The organism is Microbulbifer mixtoriginis (SeqCode) (assembly GCF_052468275.1).
In genome coordinates, this window is sequence record NZ_CP174341.1 from 696564 (window position 1) to 719088 (window position 22525).

17 protein-coding genes are annotated in these 22525 nt (G+C 53.1%); 13 read left to right on the top strand and 4 right to left on the bottom strand.

What is annotated here, in order from left to right:
* Window positions 1-79: 79 nt before the first annotated feature.
* Together ACJJIC_RS03110 and ACJJIC_RS03115 are read left to right on the top strand one after the other, a co-directional pair.
* A complete protein-coding gene (locus ACJJIC_RS03110; RefSeq protein ID WP_444910872.1) occupies window positions 80-712 on the top strand; it encodes a glutathione S-transferase family protein in 633 nt (210 codons plus the stop codon).
* A gap of 319 nt (window positions 713-1031) precedes the next feature.
* On the top strand, window positions 1032-1772 hold the full coding sequence (locus ACJJIC_RS03115) for a formate/nitrite transporter family protein (RefSeq protein WP_444903494.1): 741 nt from the start codon (window positions 1032-1034) through the stop codon (window positions 1770-1772).
* A gap of 119 nt (window positions 1773-1891) precedes the next feature.
* Here ACJJIC_RS03115 and ACJJIC_RS03120 read toward each other — a convergent pair whose 3' ends face one another.
* Window positions 1892-5230, bottom strand: a complete 3339-nt coding sequence (locus ACJJIC_RS03120; protein WP_445356440.1) for an amidohydrolase family protein — start codon at window positions 5228-5230, stop codon at window positions 1892-1894.
* Window positions 5231-5444: 214 nt separating this feature from the next.
* Here ACJJIC_RS03120 and glmU point away from each other — a divergent pair, with 214 nt between their 5' ends.
* From glmU to ACJJIC_RS03165, 9 genes are all read left to right on the top strand, one after another.
* Window positions 5445-6806, top strand: coding sequence for a bifunctional UDP-N-acetylglucosamine diphosphorylase/glucosamine-1-phosphate N-acetyltransferase GlmU (gene glmU, locus ACJJIC_RS03125; protein ID WP_445357875.1), 1362 nt, complete (start codon window positions 5445-5447; stop codon window positions 6804-6806).
* 126 nt (window positions 6807-6932) lie between these two features.
* The gene (gene pdhA, locus ACJJIC_RS03130) at window positions 6933-8024 is read left to right on the top strand and encodes a pyruvate dehydrogenase (acetyl-transferring) E1 component subunit alpha (RefSeq protein ID WP_445356441.1); all 1092 of its coding nucleotides are present in this window, start codon (window positions 6933-6935) and stop codon (window positions 8022-8024) included.
* Complete coding sequence (locus ACJJIC_RS03135) at window positions 8024-9019, top strand: alpha-ketoacid dehydrogenase subunit beta (RefSeq protein ID WP_444923813.1); 996 nt, start codon at window positions 8024-8026, stop codon at window positions 9017-9019. Before pdhA ends, ACJJIC_RS03135 begins: the two co-directional genes overlap by 1 nt.
* Window positions 9016-10287 carry a dihydrolipoamide acetyltransferase family protein gene (locus ACJJIC_RS03140; protein ID WP_445356442.1) on the top strand — a complete coding sequence of 424 codons (1272 nt, stop codon included), beginning with the start codon at window positions 9016-9018 and terminating at the stop codon, window positions 10285-10287. The genes ACJJIC_RS03135 and ACJJIC_RS03140 overlap by 4 nt, the downstream gene beginning before the upstream one ends.
* 114 nt (window positions 10288-10401) lie before the next feature.
* Window positions 10402-11178: a DeoR/GlpR family DNA-binding transcription regulator gene (locus ACJJIC_RS03145; protein WP_444883238.1), complete on the top strand. Its 777-nt coding sequence runs from the start codon at window positions 10402-10404 to the stop codon at window positions 11176-11178.
* Between the two features lie 43 nt (window positions 11179-11221).
* Entirely contained in the window at window positions 11222-13051 is a 1830-nt protein-coding gene (gene glmS / locus ACJJIC_RS03150; RefSeq protein ID WP_445356443.1) for a glutamine--fructose-6-phosphate transaminase (isomerizing), read from the top strand.
* Between the two features lie 23 nt (window positions 13052-13074).
* Window positions 13075-13923: an alpha/beta fold hydrolase gene (locus tag ACJJIC_RS03155; protein WP_445356444.1), complete on the top strand. Its 849-nt coding sequence runs from the start codon at window positions 13075-13077 to the stop codon at window positions 13921-13923.
* 545 nt (window positions 13924-14468) lie between these two features.
* Window positions 14469-16088: a Na+/H+ antiporter gene (locus ACJJIC_RS03160; protein ID WP_445356445.1), complete on the top strand. Its 1620-nt coding sequence runs from the start codon at window positions 14469-14471 to the stop codon at window positions 16086-16088.
* Between the two features lie 41 nt (window positions 16089-16129).
* The gene (locus ACJJIC_RS03165) at window positions 16130-16492 is read left to right on the top strand and encodes a cupin domain-containing protein (RefSeq protein WP_252083934.1); all 363 of its coding nucleotides are present in this window, start codon (window positions 16130-16132) and stop codon (window positions 16490-16492) included.
* Window positions 16493-16609: 117 nt separating this feature from the next.
* Here ACJJIC_RS03165 and ACJJIC_RS03170 read toward each other — a convergent pair whose 3' ends face one another.
* Together ACJJIC_RS03170 and ACJJIC_RS03175 are read right to left on the bottom strand one after the other, a co-directional pair.
* The gene (locus ACJJIC_RS03170) at window positions 16610-18466 is read right to left on the bottom strand and encodes a monovalent cation:proton antiporter-2 (CPA2) family protein (protein WP_444923832.1); all 1857 of its coding nucleotides are present in this window, start codon (window positions 18464-18466) and stop codon (window positions 16610-16612) included.
* A 13-nt stretch (window positions 18467-18479) separates the two neighbouring features.
* Window positions 18480-19787: a cation:proton antiporter gene (locus ACJJIC_RS03175; RefSeq protein ID WP_445356446.1), complete on the bottom strand. Its 1308-nt coding sequence runs from the start codon at window positions 19785-19787 to the stop codon at window positions 18480-18482.
* 442 nt (window positions 19788-20229) lie between these two features.
* On the opposite strand from ACJJIC_RS03175, the gene ACJJIC_RS03180 reads away from it, so the two are divergent.
* Together ACJJIC_RS03180 and gstA are read left to right on the top strand one after the other, a co-directional pair.
* A complete protein-coding gene (locus ACJJIC_RS03180) occupies window positions 20230-20628 on the top strand; it encodes a DoxX family protein (protein ID WP_445356447.1) in 399 nt (132 codons plus the stop codon).
* Window positions 20629-20693: 65 nt separating this feature from the next.
* Window positions 20694-21293, top strand: a complete 600-nt coding sequence (gene gstA, locus ACJJIC_RS03185) for a glutathione transferase GstA (RefSeq protein ID WP_444889010.1) — start codon at window positions 20694-20696, stop codon at window positions 21291-21293.
* A 124-nt stretch (window positions 21294-21417) separates the two neighbouring features.
* Here the strand turns inward: gstA and ACJJIC_RS03190 are convergent, their stop codons facing one another.
* Window positions 21418-22407: a helix-turn-helix domain-containing protein gene (locus ACJJIC_RS03190; protein ID WP_445356448.1), complete on the bottom strand. Its 990-nt coding sequence runs from the start codon at window positions 22405-22407 to the stop codon at window positions 21418-21420.
* Window positions 22408-22525 lie beyond the last annotated feature (118 nt).

A 22525-nucleotide genomic window follows, 5' to 3' on the forward strand; every position in this document is an offset into this window, starting at 1 on the left:
CTTCCCTACTGGCGTAAAAATCTCTCGAAAAATAATAGTATTAAAATAAACTATTCTCTCCGTTTTCAGGGAGAAAATCATGTCAGATAATTTGATTTTATATACTAACCCCCAGTCCCGTGGATGCATAGTACGCTGGATGCTAGAAGAATTGGGCTTATCTTATCGTACAGAGGTACTTGAGTACGGTGAACCTATGAAGACCACCGAATATCTTGCTATCAATCCAATGGGTAAGGTACCTACTCTGGTTCATGGCGGGAGAATTATTACAGAAGCTTCAGCTATATGTGTTTACTTGGCGGAAGTGTTCCCTGAGTCAGAATTGGCGCCAATGAATGACGATGAGAGAGCGAGCTTTTATCGCTGGATGTTTTTTGCGGCTGGCCCTATGGAATCTGCCATTGTGAATAAATATATCTTTGGGGAAGAGGCAGGTGCAGACAAGCAGCTGATGCTCGGTTACGGTTCCTATCAGTTGGCATTAGACACACTTTCTAAGGTGATTAAGTCCGGCCCCTATATTCTCGGTGAGCGTTTTACTGCAGCGGATGTTTATATAGGCGCCCAGTTAGAATGGGGGCTGCAGTTTGGCACTATAGAGAAGAGAATAGAGTTTCAGGAGTATGTTGAGCGCTTATCTAAACGTGAAGCTTTCCAGCGAGCGCATGCATTGGATAAAGCTCTAATAGAAGAGGTTAATGAAGTTTAGTTATCACTTTTTGAGATTACTATGTAAAGCCTCGCTATGCGAGGCTTTTTAATGGATGAGCGTTAAAGTCTGGAGACAAGTATTGGGTGTATTTGAACTTCATCGGTAATTATGTAGAGTGAATAATTACCCCATATTTTTTATGATTTTTTTGATTTAATGGCGAGGCTAGTTAGGGCCTTGTTCAAGTCCAAAGCAGCTATCCTGAATGCTGTGTCGCATCTTCCCATGATGTAATTTTTTTCATCTCCCATTCTGATTTTCTATGAGTATCAATAGCGATAGACCCAAGAGTGAGCGGGTGGTTTTGTGTGAACAGATGGATGCCAGCCTGCATGAATATGAACGTGAGAGTCGCTCTCTGTTGTGGTCATCTATTGCTGCGGGATTGGAAATTGGTTTTAGTTTTTTCTTGATGATGGTGCTGTTTAGCAGTTTTCATGAAGAGCTGGATAAATCGGCGTTACACCTTGTGTTGTCGATGAGTTACCCGGTTGGCTTTATTTTGGTCATTATAGGGCGCACAGATCTTTTTACCGAACATACGACATTGGCAATTTTACCAGTTGCTGATAGAAGGCAGCGTTTGCGTGATCTGGGGCGTATCTGGGGATTCATTTATCTCGGCAATATGATTGGCACTTTTTTATTTGCGTTGATACTAGTGGGTTATGCTTCAGTCAGTCAAAACATTGTCTCAGCAGGTTTTGATTACTATGGTCAAAAGCTGATTAGTGCGAATAATAGTGCGTTATTTCTTGGTGCAATTTTGGCTGGGTGGCTAATGGGTTTACTCGGTTGGCTGGTTTCATCCAGTACTGACACCATTAGTCGAATAATGGTTATTGCAATAGTGACCTTTGTAATCGGTCTGGGCAGTCTGCCGCATTGCGTAGCAGGGGCCGTAGCAATATTTAGTGCCTGGATAGGTGGTGATGGCTCGGTAGGTTTGATGGAAGTACTGCGCTTTCAAATCTTAGCCACGTTGGGTAATACCTTTGGTGGGGCCGTATTTGTGGGTCTTTTGAAATATGGCTATATCACCAATAATTTGCCCTAGCCGAAAACTCTCTGTAGTAGGGTTATAAGAGATAGGTAATTGGGCGCTTTGATAGTTCTCCGCGCCCTAGAAGTTGTATCCGGCGGAAGCCACCGGATTCAAAACGAAGACTCTGGGAATTAATGTACCCAGTGGTGGCGTTCCATTTTCTCTTGTACCGCCTCTGCCGTAGGAGCGGGCATAGCGCTGATAGGCAGGCGTTCATGGAAAAATGCCAAGCGTTCGCTAGCACCGACTTCGTTCATGGTTTCTGCCTCGAACACACGGCCATTAATTACCGTGTAGGTAATGTTCTCTGACAGGCGTAGGTTATCCAAGGGGTTGCCGTCAACCACGATCAGGTCAGCCAGCTTACCAGCCTCAATGCTGCCGATATCACCGTCCATACCCAAGTAGCGGGCACCATCGATGGTACCGGCGCGGAAGGCTTCCCAGGGGGTAAAGCCGCCCTGCTCCATCATCCACATCTCCCAGTGCGCTCCAAGTCCTTCGCGCTGGCCGTGGGCGCCGATATGTACGGTGACACCTTCGTCGCGCAGCTGCTTGGCCTGACGGGCCACATTAAAGTGGTTGTAGTGGGCATCCGGCGCAGTGGGGCGACGGATAGAGCGGGGGTTAACGATAAAATCGGGGGTAAAGCGGGTCAAGCGCTCGTTCTTCCATACTTCGGTGCGGTCATACCAGTACTCCTCACCCCAGAGGCCGCCGTAGGCCACAACGAAGGTCGGTGTATAACCCACTTGGGTTTGGCTCCACAGTTGCTCCACATCGCCGTAGACATTGGCGATCGGCAGTGAGTGCTCGATACCGGTGTGCCCGTCCACAATCATGTTCATATTGTGCTGGTACTTACCGCCGCCCTCGGGCACTACCATAATGCCGGCTTCGCGGGCTGCCTGCAGCACTTTCTGGCGCTGGTCGCGGCGGGGCTGGTTGTAGCTCTTCACCGAGATGGCGCCCATTTCCTTGAGACGGTTGACGTGGAACTGAGCGTCCTCCAGGGAATTGATCTTGGCTTTGTAGCCTGGACCTTTGGCGCCATAGAGGATGGTGCCAGTAGAGAAAATACGCGGTCCGGTAATCAGACCGGCCTTTTGCATTTCTGCGGCGGAGAATATCTCGCTGCTGTCATTGGAGGGGTCGTGAATCGTGGTCACGCCAAATGCCAGACTGGAGAACAGGTTCCAGTTTTGCTGCGGGATAATTTCTTCGCGACCCTGAGCGCCGTGGGCATGAGCGTCAATCAGCCCTGGCAATACAGTTTTGCCGGTGATATCGATACGCTTCGCCTCGGCGGGAATTTCAACTTCTGCAGCTGGGCCCACCGCGACAATGCGGTTGCCTCGGAATAGAACCACGCCATCCTCGATAATTTCGCGGGTGTTCTCCGCATCGCGCATAGTGACGACTTTGCCACCGGTGAGGGCAACGAGGCCAGCGCGATTGTCGAAGGACTGCTCAAAGCTCAGGTCGATGCCTTCAGAAACAGGCTCTGGTAGTTCCTCCGGGGCACCGGCGACAAATTCGAAGGCGTCTTTCAGTTCCCGCTCGAACAGCTTGGGCCCGTGTGCCCAGCCCAAAGTGTCACTATCGGCGGACCAGTGCAGGTTTTCACCGGCGCGCTTGGATACCTGGGTGACTTTGACCGCTTTGCTATCAGGGCCGATCACCTCGGACTTGCCGGTGTGCATAAACGGTGCGACAAAAGCTTTGAAGTCCTGGGTAAAGGCGACCCACTTGCCGTCCGGGGACAGGCGGAAGGAGGTAATCTCAGCGCCGTGCAGGTGCTCACGCTCATCTTTGCCTTCCAGGTTGGTGCTCTTCAATACGCGCTTGCCGCCGCCGGCGTGTTGGTACTCGGAGAAATAGATACGGTCCTCGCTGACGCCAAAGTGCGGCTCATAGCCGGACTTCACAACCCGGCGTTGCCAGTTGCCGTCGACGTCTGCCAGGTAGATACCCGGTTCCAATGAGTACTCGGGGCTGAGCAGGTAACCGCCGGTAAAGCGGCGGTAGGCCACGGTGTCACCACTGGGGGAGAAGCTCGGCTCTACGTAGAGGCCGGGCTGTTTGGTGATGTTCTTGCCGCGACCGCTGCGGGCGGATACTACACGCACATGACCGAGTTTTTGGTCGTCCCAGGTGACATAGGTGATCTCGCGACCATCGCGGGACCAGCTGGGATAGAATTCAAAGTGGTCTTCCTGGCGGGTCAGCCGGCGGCGCTCACCACTGGCGATATCCTGAATATAAATCTTGCCCAATGCCTGGAAAGCGACCTGCTTGCCGTTGGGGGATTTTTGCGCCCAGCGAATCATTTTCACATCGAAGGTGTCCGGGGCTACTTCCACAGGGAAGCGCACCGCATCCGCGACCTGTTTCTCGACCTTCAAATGAGCCGCAATCGGCGCAACGCTGTCGCCGTTGATGGAGATACGTAGGAATTTACCGCCAGTCCAAACGACCAATGACTCACCATCGGGCATCCAGTCGTATTGAACGTAGTTACCATGAGGGCCGAAAATTTCCTGTAGGTCTCGCTCAAGGCCGGCATAAACAGGGGTTTCCAGCCCAGTATCCAAATCTTTCAGGAACAGGGAGGTCTGGTTGTCCTGGCGGCGAATAAAGGCCAGTTTGCTGCCATCCGGAGAGGGCACTGGCGCCACCGCGCCACCGGGACCAGAGATAAAGGTTTCCTCTTCACCGTCCTGTAGGTCGTAGCGCTTGATGGCAAATATTTCTTTGGTCGAGTTCTTGTTGTACTCCCATACGGTACCGGGTGTGGTATCGATGGAGTAATAGACGTAGCGTCCATCTGGAGAGAAGGCCGGATCGGCAATATTCTTCTGGGCGATATCGCCACCGATACGCTCTTTCAATTGGCGACCTTCACCCCCACCGTAGTGGTACATCCAGATTTCACCGGCGGGAATACTGCGGCCGGACATAAAACCTTTACGTGCTACCAGGTACTGGCCATCGGGGCTCCAGTTGGGCGAGTGCAGCAGGTTTTCCTTCTCTGTCGTGAGCTGGCGAAGGTTGTCGCCATTGCGATCCATCAACCAAATGTTGTCGGCGCCATCGCGGTCGCTGATAAATACAATGGTTTTGCCATCCGGGCTGAAGCGCGGCTGCATATTCCAGGCGATTTCATTGGTCAGGGCTACTGCCTCGCCGCCTGCTACCGGCACTGTGTAGATATCGCCGAGCATATCGAACAGGATGGTTTTGCCATCTGGGCTGATATCCAGGTTGCTCCAGGTGGTCTCGCGGGTGTCCAACTGGATCGGTTTAAATTCGTAGGGCGGCTTGTTGATATCCCAGGATTGGGCTTCCGCCTTATCTCCTTCTTGTTCTTCAGCGCCTTCAGCTTCTGCGGCTCCCAGAGGCAGGGACAGCATAAGCGCTGCCAGAGCCAACAAATGGCGCCGTGGTTTTTTTTGCTCGATTGTATTCATGGACAATTTTCCTCCACCGCATTGTCTGCGTTGGCTCTGACTGTACTGTTGTAATGGGCAACGTATTGATCTTCAGGAGGCTAAATTACCGGGATCGCCGTCCGGCGGCAATCGCAATGCGCTAAGCGCCAAGCTGCCGGGTTGGGTTGAGTTAGTGAGGGCTAGTGGCCACAATGTTGCCAAATTTAAGGAATTAGTGAGATTTCAAACCATTATGACTATCGACGTAGTGATTTTGGCTGCGGGCAAAGGTTCCCGTATGCGATCGGACCTGCCCAAAGTGCTGCACCCGATTGGCGGAATTCCCATGTTGGGACATGTCATTGAGACGGCGCGACAGTTGCAGGGGGTTGAAATTACCGTGGTTGTCGGACACGGCGCAGACCAGGTACGTCAGCGCTTTGCCGATAGTGGTGTGAAGTTTGTTGAGCAGACGGAACAGCTGGGCACCGGCCACGCTGTGGCGCAGGCTATCCCTCAGTTCCGCGAGGGTGCCACCGTGTTGGTACTTTATGGTGATGTGCCATTGGTCAGGGCGGGTACTCTACAGTCCCTGCTGTCGGCTGCGGATCATGGCCCAGCCCTGCTTTCGGTAGAAATGGCCAATCCGGCCGGTTATGGGCGCATAGTGCGCGATACGTCGGGTCGGGTGCGGGCGATTGTAGAAGAGAAAGATGCGGATGCCGATACACTGGCTATCAGTGAGGTGAACACAGGTATCCTGGCGGCGCCGGCAGATCTGCTGGCTCGTTGGTTACCTGAGTTGTCTTGTGAGAATGCCCAGGGCGAGTATTACCTGACCGATGTCATCGCACGTTCTGTGAGTGAGGAGATCGCGGTGACGGGCGAGCGTGCCAGTGACACGCTGGAAGTCGCCGGTGTCAACAGCCGTGCTCAGCAGGCTCAGATGGAGCGGGCCTTACAGCATACCCGCGCAGTGGCACTGATGAATGCCGGTGTCACTTTGCTCGATCCAGCCCGGATCGACATCCGTGGCAGCCTCGAATGCGATACCGATGTATCCATTGATATCAACTGTATCTTCGAAGGTGATGTCACACTGGGCAAGGGAGTACAGATTGGCCCCAATTGCCTGCTAAAAGATTGCCGTCTGGCGGATGGTACCTGTGTAGAGGCCAATTCTGTCATTGAAGGTGCCCATGTGGGTGAAGCTTGTACCATCGGTCCTTTTGCTCGCCTGCGCCCTGGCACCGAGCTGGCTGACGGAGCCAAGGTGGGTAACTTTGTAGAGACTAAAAAGGCCAAGGTGGGAGTCGGTAGCAAGATTAATCACCTCTCCTATGTGGGGGATTCAGTTGTGGGTGAGTCTGTGAATATCGGTGCCGGCACCATCACCTGTAATTACGATGGTGTGAATAAGTCCCTCACTGAAATTGGTGACGGCGCCTTTATTGGTTCCAATACCGCTCTGGTTGCTCCGGTGAAAGTTGGCAGTGGTGCCACCATAGGAGCGGGCTCCACCATTACCCGGGAGGTGGGTAGTGAAGAGCTGGCCGTGGCGCGGGGCAAGCAACGCAATATCACCGGTTGGGAACGTCCCATTAAACGAAATTAGTTTTTACCCTTCCTAAAAGGGGAAACCCGCTGGAAAATCGAATTCCGGCGGGATTTCACTCCTCCCACCCGGTGGGATACCTCCTTTCCATTAAACTTGCGCTTCGGGAACAAAAGGAATGGCCCGATGCACAAGCCTAGAATGCAGCTGCTCGCCAGCTTTGATATCGCCTCTCTACAGTACCTGGATGAGTCAGGACAAACTACGCAGGCGCTACCCGATTTCGCTACCCCGGATATTCTGGTTGCCCTTTACCGGCAGATGACCTTGGCGCGTATGGTCGATGATCGTGCGGTGAAGATGCAGCGCACCGGTCAACTCGGTACCTACCCGTCCAGCCTTGGGCAGGAAGCGATCGGTGTGGGTGTCGGTGCCGCCATGGCAAAAGAAGACGTCTACTGCCCCAATTACCGGGAAACCGGTGCCCTTTTGGAGCGCGGTGTGCGTATAGAAGAAATCTACGCTATTTGGGGAGGAGATGAACGCGGCCAGAACTATCGTCACGTATGCGAGGATCTACCGCTAAGCGTACCTATTGCCACGCAAATGTTGCATGGGGCCGGTGTTGCCTTTGCGCTCAAATATAAACACGAGCAGCTGGGGGAGCCTATACGTGCGGCGGTTACCAGTGGCGGTGACGGCGCCACTTCCAAGGGAGATTTCTATGAGGCGATCAACCTAGCGGGGGATTGGAAGTTGCCGCTGGTGGTGGTGATCAATAACAACCAGTGGGCCATCTCCCTACCCCGTTCTGGGCAGACTGCTTGTAAGACCCTCGCGCAGAAGGCAATCGCCGCCGGTATCCCCAGTTTACAGGTTGATGGCAACGACGTGATCGCTGTGTATCAGGCCGTGTTAGAGGCGCTGCAACTGGCCCATGAAGGTGGCGGGCCTTCATTGATTGAGGCGGTGACTTATCGTCTGTGCGATCACACCACTGCGGATGATGCCAGCCGCTACCAACCACAAGAGGGCGTCAAAGAAGCTTGGGGTAGGGAGCCGCTCAGGCGGCTGAGAATCTATTTGGAAAGCCTGGGTATCTGGGGAGATGCACAGGAAGAGGAATTACAGCGGGAGTTGAAGGAGATACTGGAGGAGGCAGTGCGGGTGTATCGGCAAACTCCTCGAGATAAGTCTACGGCTATTTTCGATCACCTCTATGGAACCTTGCCCGAGGCCTTTATCGAGCAATACCAACAATTGCAGGGGGACAGCTGATGGCGCAAATTACCCTGGTAGAAGCGATTACCCAGGCGCTCGCTTTCGAAATGCAGAGAGACCCCAAGGTGGTTGTTTTCGGTGAGGATGTGGGACTGAACGGCGGCGTTTTTCGTGCTACCGATGGCCTGCAGGCGCGTTTTGGCCATGAACGGGTACTGGATACTCCGCTGGCGGAAAATATGATTGCCGGGATTGCGATTGGTATGGCGGTGCAGGGCCTGCGACCGGTGGCGGAATTTCAGTTTATGGGGTTTATCTATCCCGGTCTCGATCAGATCCTCAGCCACGCCGCGCGCTATCGCAATCGCACTCGCGGCCGTCTCTCCTGCCCGATTGTCTACCGGGCCCCCTATGGAGGCGGAATCCATGCACCAGAGCATCATTCGGAGAGCACTGAGGCACTGTTCGCCCATATTCCCGGATTGCGCTTAGTGGTGCCTTCCTCTCCGGCACGGGCTTATGGATTGTTACTGGCGGCGATCCGCGATCCAGACCCGGTTGTCTTTCTCGAACCCAAGAGGATCTACCGTGCGGTGCGCCAGGAAGTCGTCGACAATGGTGAGGCTCTGCCGCTGGACCGTGCCTTTGTCTTGCGAGAGGGCGGTGATATCACCTTGATCGCTTGGGGAGCTTCGCTGAAGGAGACTCTGCAGGTTGCCGAGCAGCTCTCTACTGAAGGCATCGAAGCGGAGGTGATCGATCTCGCCACTCTAAAACCCCTGGATATTCACACCATTATTGATTCCTTGGAGAAAACCCACCGCTGTGTCTTGATACATGAAGCCGCGCGTTTTTGTGGTCTGGGTGCGGAAGTGGCTTCACAGATCAATGAATACGCCTTCGACCTATTGCATGCACCGGTACAAAGAGTAACGGGGTTCGATACGGTGATGCCCTATTACCAGCTTGAAGATGTCTACCTACCCGGTGTGCCGCGAATTATGACGGCGGTGCGCGAAGTGCTCGAATACGCAAATGGAGGGGTGGCATGAAAATTTTTACCCTGCCCGACCTCGGTGAAGGGCTACCGGATGCAGTAGTACGAGAATGGCATGTGCACGAAGGAGATGAAATTGCCGCCCACGAAAGCCTGGTAACCGTTGAGACCGCCAAGGCTCTGGTAGAAGTTCCAGCTCCTTGGGGAGGCAGAATAGAAAAGCTGTTTGCAGAGCCGGATCAAACCGTCAATGTGGGTGAGCCCTTAGTGGGCTTTGTCGCTGAAGGCAGTAGCCAAGAGACATCGCAATCAGCAGTGCCTGCTGAAGCTTCTTCCCCCAAAGAGTCTGTCATTCAGGAAGAACCTGAAAAAGAAAAAGTGTGCGGGGCATCGGCACCTAGTCGGTCGCGGGCCGACAGTGGAACGGTGGTTGGGAAGCTCGAACAGAGTGAAGATGTCCTCGGCGCCGAGCAGGGCCTTACTGAGGGGCCTAAACGGCTGGCAACACCCTCGGTTCGTGCCCTAGCCCGGCGCCTGGGGGTGAATTTGGAACAGCTCTCCACGGACGGGGGAGTGATCACAGCTGCACAGGTGCGCTCTGCCGCGGGGGCAAAATTTAGTGCAGCGGAAATAGCTACCGGTCAAGCTGAGCAAAATACAAGGAAGCCTTTGCCTGAGAGGGATTTGGTAAAAGCTCAAGAGCCTGGGGAAATTATGTCCCCGGCGCGGCGTGCCATGGGCCTGTCCATGAGCCGCGCTAGGGACCAGGTGGCGCAGATTACTCTATGTGATGATGCGGATATCTCCAGCTGGTGGGGCAGCGAGCCGGCATTATTGAGACTGATTCGCGCTGTGCAGTCTGCCTGTGCTGCGGAGCCTACCCTCAATGCGTATTTCCAAGATGATCAGCTGTCTCCTCAACAGCCCGTCAATATCGGATTGGCGGTAGATTCCCCGCGAGGCCTATATGTCCCTGTGCTCAAAGATGTAGCCACGCGATCAGATGACTCACTGATGGCCCAGGTGGCCGACTTCAAGCATCAGGCCAGGGAGACCGGAATCGCCCAGAGCGATTTGCAGGGCGCAACGATTCTCTTGTCCAACTTTGGTGCTATTGCCGGGCGCTATGCGACACCGGTTGTGTTGCCTCCTACGGTGGCCATTGTCGGTGCGGGCAGGGTTTGCCAAGGAGTCGTCGTCATAGACCGTTGGCCGGCTATGCGGCCACTGTTGCCGCTCTCTATTAGTGCTGATCATCGAGCGGTGACCGGCGGTGAACTGGCGCGCTTTCTCCAGGCGATGCTAGCCGCGCTTTCCACCTGAGTAGCGGCATCACTTCTGCTGTTTCCCCGTTGGGCCTCTGCCTTTTTGAAATTCCTGTGGGAATTTATCTTTCATTTTGCTATCTTTAAGTTTCGAAATGAAAGTTAGCAAGTTATGTCGAAACGCAATACCCAACAACGCCGCCATGGGATTATGAGTCTTTTGAATGAAACTGGGGAGGCCAGTGTCGAAGATTTAGCAAGGCGTTTCGAAACTTCAGAAGTTACGATTCGAAAGGATCTTACTGCGATGGAAAACCACGGCTTGCTGCTGCGTCGCCGTGGTGGTGCCATACCGGTACCGCGGGAATTAGTTGTAGAGGAAGGGCCATCGGAAGTGAAGCGCGCCATTGGCCGCACTGCGGCGGCCTTGATTCCCGACCACCATCGCATCGTGATTGATTACGGCCGCACGACTGCGGCGATGATCCCCGAGCTGGAATCTAAGCGCGGTCTGGTGGTTATGACCAACTCGCTGCATGTGGCCAATGCCCTGCGGGAACTGGAAAACGAGCCAACCCTGTTAATGACAGGCGGCACCTGGGACCCCCACTTCGAGGCTTTTCAAGGCAAGGTGGCGGAACAGGTTTTGCGCGATTACGACTTTGACAGAGCGTTTATTGGTGCGGATGGCATAGATCTGGAGCGAGGCACTTGTACTTTTAACGAGCAAATAGGCCTGTCCAGGGTGATGGCGCAAGTCGCTCGGGAAGTAGTGGTATTGGCGGAGTCCAGCAAGGTTGGCAGGCGTATTCCCAACCTGGAGCTATCCTGGTCAAAAGTCGATGTACTGGTGACAGACTCTGGTCTGGAAGAGAGTGCGCGCGAGCAATTGCAAGATTTGGGGGTGCGGGTGATTTGCGCATCGCCAAAATCAGTTGCAGGCGACTAACGAAAGAACAAACAAAAATTTTAGGATTTGAGAGGAGATCGGTATGTGTGGGATTGTTGGGGCACTGGCCCAGCGCAATGTAACGGGTATTCTTCTCGAGGGCCTGCGCCGCCTGGAGTACCGCGGTTACGATTCTGCGGGCGTCTGCCTTCGCGATAATGAAGGCCAGCTACAGTTGCGCAAGAGTTTGGGTAAGGTTGTAGACCTGGAGGCCAAGCTGAAGGTCGATCCCACTGAGGGCCATCAAGGCATTGCCCACACACGCTGGGCTACCCATGGAGTGCCTTCCGACGAAAACGCCCATCCACATATGTCTGAACATATCACCCTGGTGCACAACGGGATTATTGAGAATCACCAGGCTCTGCGCGAGGAGCTACAGGCCAAGGGCTATGAATTCGCCTCCGATACCGATACCGAAGTGGTGGTTCACCTGATTCACTCCCTGAGCACAGAGGGCCTGGGGGTGGTGGATGCGGTTAGCAAGGCGACCAAGATGCTGGAGGGTGCCTACGCCCTCGCCGTGATCAGCAGAGAGGAGCCTGAGGTCCTGGCTTGTGCGCGCTACGGTAGCCCCTTGGTCTTGGGCGTTGGCATTGAGGAGAACTTTATCGCCTCAGACCCGATGGCACTGCGCCAGGTAACCGATCGTTTTATCTTCCTCGAAGAGGGGGATGTGGCGGAAGTGCGCCGCAGTGGGATTTCCATTCGCAATAAGCAAGGTGAAGAAGTGAGCCATCCGGTGCATAAGCTGGATAGGGGCCACGACGTTGCCGACAAGGGGCGCTATCGCCACTATATGCAGAAGGAAATCTTCGAACAGCCGGAGGTTGTGGCGGCGACTTTGGCCGGACGCATTGGAGAACATTCGGTATTGTCCCAGGCGCTGGGTAGCCGCGCCCAGGAAATCCTGCCCAAGGTAGAGCAGGTACAGATCGTCGCCTGCGGTACCAGTTACCACGCGGGTATGGTGGCGCGCTATTGGCTGGAGGACTGGGCGGGAGTGCCCTGCTCCGTGGAAGTGGCCAGTGAGATCCGCTACCGCAAGACTGTTGTTCGTCCGGGCACCTTGTTCGTGACTATTTCTCAGTCCGGCGAAACTGCGGATACCCTGGCGGCTCTGCGTCAGGCCAAAAAACTTGGCTACCTGGGTTTTATGACGATTTGCAATGTGCCCAACAGTTCTCTGGTGCGTGAATCTGAACTTTCGCTGATGACGGAAGCGGGCCCGGAAATTGGTGTGGCCTCTACCAAAGCCTTCACCACCCAATTGGTGGCCCTGCAGTTATTCAGTATTGCGTTGGCCAAGGCCAACGGCCTCCCCAGTGAGCGTGAGGCGGAACTAGTCAGTGCGCTACATCAGCTGCCGAAGCTGATGGAAGAGTTCACCGGCCTCGATGCACTGGTTCAACATACCAGTGAGGCTTTTGCGGAGAAGAATCATGCGTTGTTCCTCGGCCGTGGTGTCGAGTTTCCTATCGCCCTTGAAGGTGCATTAAAGCTTAAGGAAATCTCTTATATCCACGCAGAAGCCTATCCGGCAGGTGAGCTCAAGCACGGCCCGCTGGCACTGGTAGATGCGGATATGCCAGTAATTGTTGTGGCCCCCAATGACGAGCTGTTGGAAAAGCTTAAGTCCAACTTGCAGGAAGTGCGTGCGCGCGGTGGACAGCTGTTTGTCTTTGCCAGCCCCAAGGCCGGCTTCACCAGCGAGCAAGGAATTACCGTAGTGGAAGTGCCGGACTCCCCAGAAAGTTTGGCACCTATCCTCTATACCGTGCCCCTGCAGTTGCTCAGCTATCATGTGGCGTTGCTGAAAGGCACCGATGTAGATCAGCCTAGGAACCTGGCTAAGTCGGTGACGGTAGAGTAATTCCCCAAGGCCATGGATGGCTTATGAACAAATCCGCGCAGCGCTTGAGCTTTATCACGTCGGATGGGGTAAAGCTCAGCTATCTGTGTGCCGGGACTGGTCCGACCCTACTGATACTGCACGGTTGGTCTCAAGGGGCGGCCCTGTTCAAGCATCAACTTGCCGGTTTATGTGATCGCTACCGAGTCATTGCTCTCGATATGCGTGGCCACGGTCAGTCAGAAAAACCCTTGTATGGCTACCGTATTGCCCGCTTGGCGAAGGACTTACAGGAGTTGATCACAGCCCTGAACCCGGCCCCTCTCTATCTACTTGGCCACTCGGCCGGTGCTTCAGTGATCTGGAATTACCTGGAGATGTTTGGCGATACGCGAGTTTCCAAACTGATTTTTATTGATGAACCCGCTGCCTTACTTGCCCAGCCTTATTGGTCTGAACAAGAGCGTTTGCAGGCCGGTGCAATCCTCACTGCCGAACAGCTCTTCCAGTTTACCGGCCAACTGCGTAGCTCCCAGGGCGAGCAGGCAACCCGTGACATTTTGATGTCAATGGTGACTCCGGCAATGACACAGGATCAGAGGGAAGAGCTGGTTGGGGTCAATTTGCAGTTCCCGCGCGCTCTGGCGGCGCGCCTGTTTATTGACAATGTTACTCGCGATTGGCGCGATTTTATCCCCAGAATTGGAAAACCCACTTTGATCGCCTTCGGCCGTGCCAGCCCTCACCCAGTAGAATGCCAGCAATGGATTCATCAACAAATTAAAGGTTCTCGGTTGGAGATTATCGAGGCTGAAGATGGAGGCAGTCACTTCCTATTTCTTGAAGCGCCACAGAGGTTTAATCGGTTGCTGAGTGATTTTCTCGCCAGTTAGTCGGGTTTAAATAGAGACCTGTTAGTATTTTTTTGGCTGTATTGATTATTATCCGCCTGTTTTCCACAGGTACTCTGTTACCTGATCTGTGTTCTTTTCCGGTGGGTAAGATAGGGAGTATTATTAACATTAAAATTTACCCTACGGCAGCCGGTGGCTGTTAATGTGGATAAGTAATCTTAAAAAAATCTAACTTTCCCAAAATTATGCACAAGGAACTCTAATTTATGAGAAAGACCTTAGGTTATTAATAATCTTTCCCTATTTTTAATGAACTCTCTCTAGAGAGTATCTCTCTACCGATGCCAGAGGTGCCTGTTCGAAATTAATTCTTAGGTTTACACCGTTTAGGTTAACTTTTTCCCTCTTGTGGGAATCTTTGTTTCTTAAAGCGTCTATGATCTTGCTTAGGCGCTAAAGCCCACACTTTGAATGACTTTGTGAAGCCCCGGTAATCCTCTTTCCTATACTGGCGGAATGGCTGACTCGTTAAGTCGGGTTGAAAATTGCAGTGCCGCAGTCTTTCAAAGGAATATGAGTGGACGATGCACTATCTCGTTGTTGCTCTGCTGTTATTGCTGGTAGTGGCGCTCAGCCTGATTGTCGCTAGAGTTTTGCCTTTTCCTGTTCCCTTGCCTCTTATTCAAATCTTAGGTGGTGTTCTTCTCGGCGCCGTGTTCGGCATAAAAATACCATTAGACCCAGAAATATTTTTTCTGCTTTTTATTCCACCTTTGCTTTTTTTGGCTGGCTGGCGCATTCCCAAGGGTGCTCTTTTCAGAGATCTAGGTTCGATAATTACCTTGGCTGTAGGGCTGGTTATATTTACCGTATTTGGCATGGGGTTTTTTATCGCTTGGTTGTTGCCGATTATGCCGATCGCCATGGCATTTGCACTAGCGGCAATACTTGCCCCCACGGACCCTGTGGCCGTATCGGTTGTGCAGGGCACCAATAATATTCCCCCAAGGCTTGAGCATATTCTTGCTGGAGAATCATTATTTAATGATGCCTCTGGGCTCGATATCTTTCGTATTGCTTTGGCTGCGGCGATGACTGGCAGTTTTTCTTTTCCACAGGCCGTAACCGGTTTTTTTTGGGTTGCCTTAGGAGGGGTTGCCATTGGTGCGGGGGTGGCATTTATCTGTGGCTATCTGTTGCGCTGGTTGGTGTACCTTCGCGGTGAGGATACGGCGATCCAGATTTTGGTAAGCTTATTGGTCCCTTTTGCCGCCTACCAAGCCGGTCAAAGTGTAGGTGTGTCGGGAATTCTTGCTGCTGCAAGTGCGGGAATTGCCACTCATTACACCAGCCTGCATGGTTCTGAAAAATCCGCTACACGGATGGACCGTAGAGCAGTTTGGAATACCGTACAAACTGTGCTCGATGGCATTATCTTCGTGCTGCTGGGGGAACAGCTGGTGCGCCTTATCGATGTAGATTCGAGTTGGGCTCAGGATATTGGATTAGGTTGGATTGTATTGTATGTCCTGGCAATTTCTTTTGTTCTTTTGATGCTGCGTTTTATCTGGGTTTGGGTATCGCTTTATCTCTCGCGCTTTCGCCGCAACCTTCCCTCTCTCTCTACTCAATTTGCTCTGGTCAGTGTGTTGAGCGTGGCTGGTGTGCGTGGGGCTATCACTCTTGCTGGTGCATTTTCAATGCCTTTTTTAATGCCTGATGGCAAACCATTGCCTGGCCGTGAAGCATCTATAGCGATAGCTATGGGGGTAATTCTGATTTCATTATTAGTTGCCAGTATTTTCTTACCATTTCTTCTTAGGCGCTTACCGGATACGCCCAGTCTTGCGGCGATTGGCGATGAAAAGGGAGCAAGGATTTCTGCCGCTAAGGCCGCTGAATATCGTCTGATCAATTTGCGTAAAGAAATAGATGTACACTGGAAAAATAAAGAGATTGCCTACGAGGCGATCGATCACCTGCTGGAGATATACCGTCGGCGCATCAACATCGGTGATGATGAAGCGGGCGAGACGGTATGGTTGAGGGCACGGGTGGAACGCCGTTTTCGTCTGGCGGCATTGGCCGCAGAGCGACAGCGTCTTTTGGAACTCCGTGTGAGCCGGGAGATTGATGATGAGTTGCACAGAAAATTAGTGCTCGAAGTTGATCTGATAGAGGCCAGTATTTTGTCTAAGGAATAGAAGTTTTCCCGGATCAATATTCGCAATAGGTTGGGAAAGGTATGAAGTATATAGAGCTGCTAAGTGTTGATGGCGTATCTACCTTTAAAGAGCGGAAAATAATCCAGAAGAACCATCAGCCACTTGGGGATTATTCTGATCCCTATCAGGTGCGGCAAATATATTTTCGCGAGTTCGATGAGCATCAGATTTTTGATTGGCACTGCGCGCCACGAGAGCAGTTTATTTTTTATCTGGAAGGTGAGGTGAAAATAACGACCAGCTCTGGCGAACAGCATATTTTTAGAGCTGGCGATATTTTATTAGCCAAGGATTTATGTGGAAAGGGACATGTGAGTGAAACTCTGATACCAGGTCGGGCTGTGATCGCTGTGCTCGATCACAGCTCCGCAGTTGGCCACTAAGTCGCACTCAACCACATTGCGCTCAAAAGTTTGCGCCGTCAGCCAATACCTTAATCTGGGTAAAAGCTATCTTGGCGCTATGTTCCTAAGTCTTTTATCGGCACAGGCAGTGGCCAATTAAGATCTTTCGGTCTCCACTTTCGCCTCTTCCCAGTAATGGTCCAGATGCAGGTCCCTATCGCGGCGGTCTTCTTGTAGAGCCTGCAAGAGTTGTTCACGATAGATACGGCTTTGCGCGATGTGCTGTGCCTCATCGCGCCAGTAGGGAAACAGTGCCTCCAGCATACGCTGGTCGTGCTGTTTAAATTTGCGTGCAGCGCGGCGCGCTTGCAAGGGGCTGAGTCCCAGCAGCTCCAGGGCCTTCTCACCAATTGCCAAGGCGGGATCGACGGTCTCGCGAAAAATATATTTTACCCCGGCTTCCATCAGCGCGTATTGGTGCATACGGCTGCGCGCCCGCGCGAGAATCTTTAAGTGCGGAAAGTGTTTTTGCAGCTGCGCGATGATCTCCAAAGACGCGGCCTGATCACTCAAGGTGAGTATCACCAGGCGTGCCTGGGCGGCGCCGGCGGCGCGCAGTAGGTCTTCCCGCGTGGCATCACCGTAATAGGCCTCAATACCATAGCGACGAACCAAATCCAGCTGTTCGGCGTTGCGCTCCAGTAGGGTGGTGCTAAAACCACAGGCATTGAGCAGGCGTCCGGCAATCTGGCCGAAACGGCCGTAACCGATGATGATGACCGGTGAATTGGAATCCAGCGGTGGTTCGTGTTCGACTGCCTGTGGGGCTTCCGGGCCGATAAGAAAACGCGGCTGAATAAACCTTTCAAATACCAGTAACAGAATCGGTGTGAGCGCCATAGTCAGGGCGATCAGTGCTACCAACAAGCTGCTGGCCTCGGCGTCGAGTACTTGGATTTGAGTGGAAAAGGACACCAAAACGAAGCCAAATTCTCCCGCCTGGGCCAGGGATAGAGCGAATAACCAATCCTCGCCCTTGGACATACGCAGGAACCTTGCCAATAGGAACAGAACGCCAAATTTCACCACTACTAGGGCTACTACCAGACCAAACAACAGCAGTGGGTTTTGCGCGATCTGCGCAAAGTTCAGGCTGGCGCCTACGGCGATAAAGAAAAGTCCCAGTAACAATCCTTTGAACGGCTCAATATCTGCCTCCAGTTCGTGGCGAAACTCACTCTCCGCCAACAGTACTCCGGCGAGGAAAGTACCCAAAGCCGGTGAGAGGTCGAGCCAGCTCATTACCGCCGCTGCAGCAAAGACAATCAGCAGAGCGGTGACGGTAAACATTTCGCGTACCTGGCTGCCAGCTACCAGGCGTAACAGCGGTCCCAGCAGATAGCGGCCGGTGATAGCGAAGGCGGCGATGGTGGCAATAACCGCAGCGGCATATCCCCATCCCTCCAAGCCGCTGGCGTGGGATTCGGCGGTAGTACCCGCGAGCAATGGCAGCAGGGCGAGAATGGGGATTACAGCGATATCCTGGAGTAACAGCACCGCAAAGGCACTGCGCCCGCCTTGAGTTTTGAGAAGCCCTTTTTCATTGAGGGACTGTAAGACGATAGCGGTGGAGGACAGGGCCAGGATCAAACCGATCGCTACGCCGGTGCGCCAGCTCATGTCGAATAACCACAGCGCTATTACCGCCACTGCAGCAGCGGTCAGGAGTAGTTGCGCGCTGCCGGTGCCGAGGATGGCGCCGCGCATTTGCCACAACTTTTTAGGTTGCATCTCCAGGCCGATCAAAAACAGCATCAACGCTACGCCGAATTCGGCCACATGCATTTCATCGCTGGCATCCCCCACCAGGCCCAGTGCGCTGGGTCCAATGGCCACCCCGGCCAGTAGGTATCCGAGTACGGAACCCAGGCCCAGGCGTGTGGCGATAGGCACAGCGATAACCGCGGCCCCCATAAAGATGACGGCTTCAACAAGGAAGTTAGAGTGTTCCATTGATCGATTATCGCTAGTTAGCAGTGTGTTGCTGATCGCTGGCGGGCGCGCTTTCCGGTTCGGCAAATTCGCGACTGCGGCGTATTAATGGCGCTATGGTAGAGCCCTGCACCACAATAGAAAAGAGCACTACGCCATAGGTCATAACCACCCATAGGTAGCGCAGGTCCTGCCCCTGAACAAAAGCGCTGCCAGAGGGGATGGACATAGCCAGGGCCAGGGCCAGGCCGCCTTTGAGACCACCCCAGATCAATATCCGGTTGGTGTAAGGGTGGTAGCTGCGGCGCCTTTTCAGGTACAGGAAGGGCACCCCCACAGCCAGGACTCGTGCCATTAGTACGATGAAAATTCCCGCCACCATTAGCAGGTAGTCCGCCGGGCGCAGATCGATAGTAATCAGGAACAGGCCCACCAACAGGAACAGCAGTCCGTTGAGGAAATCCTCGGTGATATTCCAGAAGTTATCCAGTTCGTGCTGGCTCACCCTGGAAAAGCCGCGCTCGCGGGTGAAGTTACCGATAATAATTCCGCTCACTACCATCGCCAGGGCACCGGAGACACCGAGGATATTGGCCAATGAGAATCCGGCAGTTGGAATGACCAGGGTGAGCAACAGCTCCAGGCTGTGGTCGTCGGTGCAGCAGATCAGCCAGTGGAACAGCCCACCGATAATCAGGCCGAGCAGAATCCCCCCAATCGCTTCCAGCACGAATAGCTCTGCCACTGCCGGTACAGTTGGTTGCCCCCCTTCGAAAGCCACCGCGTAAATTACTGCAAATACCACAATACCGAAGCCATCGTTGAACAGGGACTCCCCTTCCACCTGAATGGATACCTGCTCCGGTGCCTTGAGGTTTTTCATAATGGCCAATACGGCGATGGGGTCGGTAGGGGAGATCAAGGCACCGAATAATAGACAGTAAATGAAGGCTACCGGCATATTGATCAACATGAGGAACCAATACAGGAGGCCGCCCACCGCAAAGGTGGAAATCAAAGTACCAACAATCGCCAGCAAGCCAATTTCCAGTTTTTGATTGCGCAATTCCAACAGGTCGATATGCAAACTGCCGGCGAAGAGCAGGAAGCCCAGCATTCCCTTGAGTAGGATGTCTTCCAGGTTAAGCAACGGCAGCAGTTGGTCGGCCCAGGTGCGCAACTCCACTACGCCCAATTTGCCCAGGCCGGTGACAATGAGCGACAAGGCCAGGGCCCCAGTGGTGATGGCAATTGTGGTTTGCGCGCGCAGCACATACTGATTTAGGAAACCGAGAAAGACCGACACCGCGGCAAGAAAACAAAAGGTGTAATAGACTTCCATGCCGTGCGTGGACTCCAGGGATAAGAATTGCGGGGCCTTGCCCACCCCTTAAAAGCGATGCTTCTACGGGCGAAATTATCAGTTGCTGAGCGTGCCGTTAGTGTAGTCGCGCAGGGGCCCGCTCGAGTTTCCCTGACAGGGCTTTGGGCACAGGGGTGTCAGGTATGGATACCGCCGGCTGCGCCCTGGTTGGGGGCGCGCAATTGTAACGGCTCTTCAGTGCGGTACAACCGCATTTTCTATTTATATCCACAACAACTTTTCTGCGCCTGCCGAAACTGTCATTCGTTAATTTCCGCTTCGTCAGACTCTCAATTGCGGTGCAAGTTTCTCTTAGCGGAATACATTGCTGTCGGCATCGCCCCCATTTCGATATCGCTTCCCAACTACACTGGAGGCATCAGGTAGAGCCCAATGCAACAGTTAAAGAAGAGAGAAGGTCGTGGCGCATCATCCCCTGTTATGTGATACCTCTAAACTTGTCGGGCGGATATTAATGTCCCTGCTGTTTATCTTTGCCGGCTGGAATAAGATCGGCGGCTACAAAATGACGGAAGCCTTTATGGTTTCCATGGGAATCCCCGCCCTGTTACTCCCCTTGGTGATTATCGTAGAACTGGTCGGTGGCCTGGCGATATTGCTCGGATTCTTTACCCGCTTTTCCGCAGTGATTCTTTTTCTCTTCTGCCTGGCTAGTGCCTGGATGGTGCATTACTCACCAGGCGATCCCGCAGAGATGACCAGCTTTATGAAGAACATCACCATTGCTGGAGGCTACCTGATTCTCGCCTGCGCGGGTGCTGGGCGCTTCAGCCTAGATCACTGGATTCGCAAAAAATAGCGCCTTGTGAAGCCAGTAGGCGCCTATATTGCCCGATGCCGCACAGTCTACTCAGGAGGGTCACCGTGAAACTCTTTTATGCGCCAGGAGCCTGTTCTCTATCCCCACATATTGTCGCCCTGGAAGCGGGTATTGATCTCGAACTCTGCAAGGTGGATCTAAAGACGCATACCCTGGAAAACGGCGACGACTTTTATAGAGTTAACCCTAAGGGCTATGTACCAGTACTGCAGCTAGAGGGGGGCGAGTTACTCACAGAGGGCGTCGCTATTATGCAGTTTCTCGCCGAGCAAAAGCCCGATGCCGGTTTGGCGCCACCGTTGGGCACTTTGGACCATTACCGCTTGTTGGAGTGGTTGAATTTTATCAGTGCGGAGGTTCATAAATCTTTCTTGCCCCTGTTTTGGAAAGGCACTGAGGAAGAAAAGAAAAAAGCTCGGGAAAGGATTCTACGTCGCATAGACTATATTGAAGAGCAGCTACAGAACGACTACCTGCTGGGGAATTCTCTATCTGTCGTGGATGCGTATCTCTACCTGATAAACCGCTGGCTCAAGGTGCAGGATTTTGATATGACACGGTGGCCCAGGTTACAGGCTTTTCAGGAGCGTATGGCAGCGCGCCCGACAGTTCAGCAGGCCTTGCAAGAGGAAAATCTCAGTTAGATTGAGGGCCCAAGAGTATATTGCCGCCAAATAAACAGTGCATCAGCTCCGCTAGCGTTGGTCGAAGTTGTGGCTGTACTCACTGAAAGCATCTTATCCCGTTCAGGAATAGTCCTCGATTTATTTACTCCCTACACATATCTTCTGCCTTATCTGGACAGGCAAATTGTCGTTGGTACTGACCCGGAGAGATACCGAAAGCTTTACGGAAGTGATGGCGAAGAGTTGCACTGCTCTCAAAACCAGAAACTTGTGCTGCATGATCAATGGTCTCACTGCCTGACTCCAGTGCTTTCTGCGCTACACGAAGCCGTTGTTGCGTTAACCATTCTTTAGGGGCCAGCCCCATGGATTGGCGAAATTTTCTATCGAAACTGCGACGAGAGAGATGCGCTTGCTTCGCCAAGTCGCCCACCATGATGGGTTTATCCAGGTTGGCAAGGGCCCAATCCAGGGCGCCCGCGAAATGATCGGGCCGCTTGGGAACTGGGGTCTCTACAAACTGGGCCTGTCCTCCCTGCCGATGAGGAGCCATCACCAGGCGCTTGGCTACAGAATTAGCCAATTCATAACCATGGCTACGCCGTAAATACTCTATTCCCAAATCTATTGCTGCTGAGCTTCCTGCAGAACAGGCCAATATGTCCTGCCAGACATAAAGTACATCCCCTACATACTCTACTTTGGGGAATCGCTTTTTAAAGGTATTCGCATAGCGCCAATGAGTGGTGGCTTGCCTTCCATCCAGCAAACCAATTTCGGCAGGTAAAAATGCGCCAGAACAAAAAGTCAGAATTTGCCGGCGTTCCGCCGCAAAGGCTTCCACAGCAGCGTATACAGATTGTAGGGAGCAGTCCTTGGTTTGTGGTGTAGTCGGCCAGCTGGGTACGACTAACAAATCGTAATCCATCAGGCTGCTCACTTGTCTGCACTGTAGGGATACCCCCCCAAGCCCCAGCTGTGCCTTGGCAGTGAAGGAAACAACCTCTCCCTCATAGAGCGTATCGGTACAGGGGCGGGGTAAACAGAACAGTTCGGTCGCGCAGCCAAGTTCAAATAAGGCAACCTGGTGATGAACCAGAATCGCTACGCGCTTTGCTTTTCCCTTATCCATCATGCCCTCCCTTGATTTCTCACTTCGATACTCAGATTGGCTCAAATTTAACGCTATATGGCTTTTAAGCCAATCGTTAAATAAATAGCCAAAGAACAGAATACATACATGACAAAGA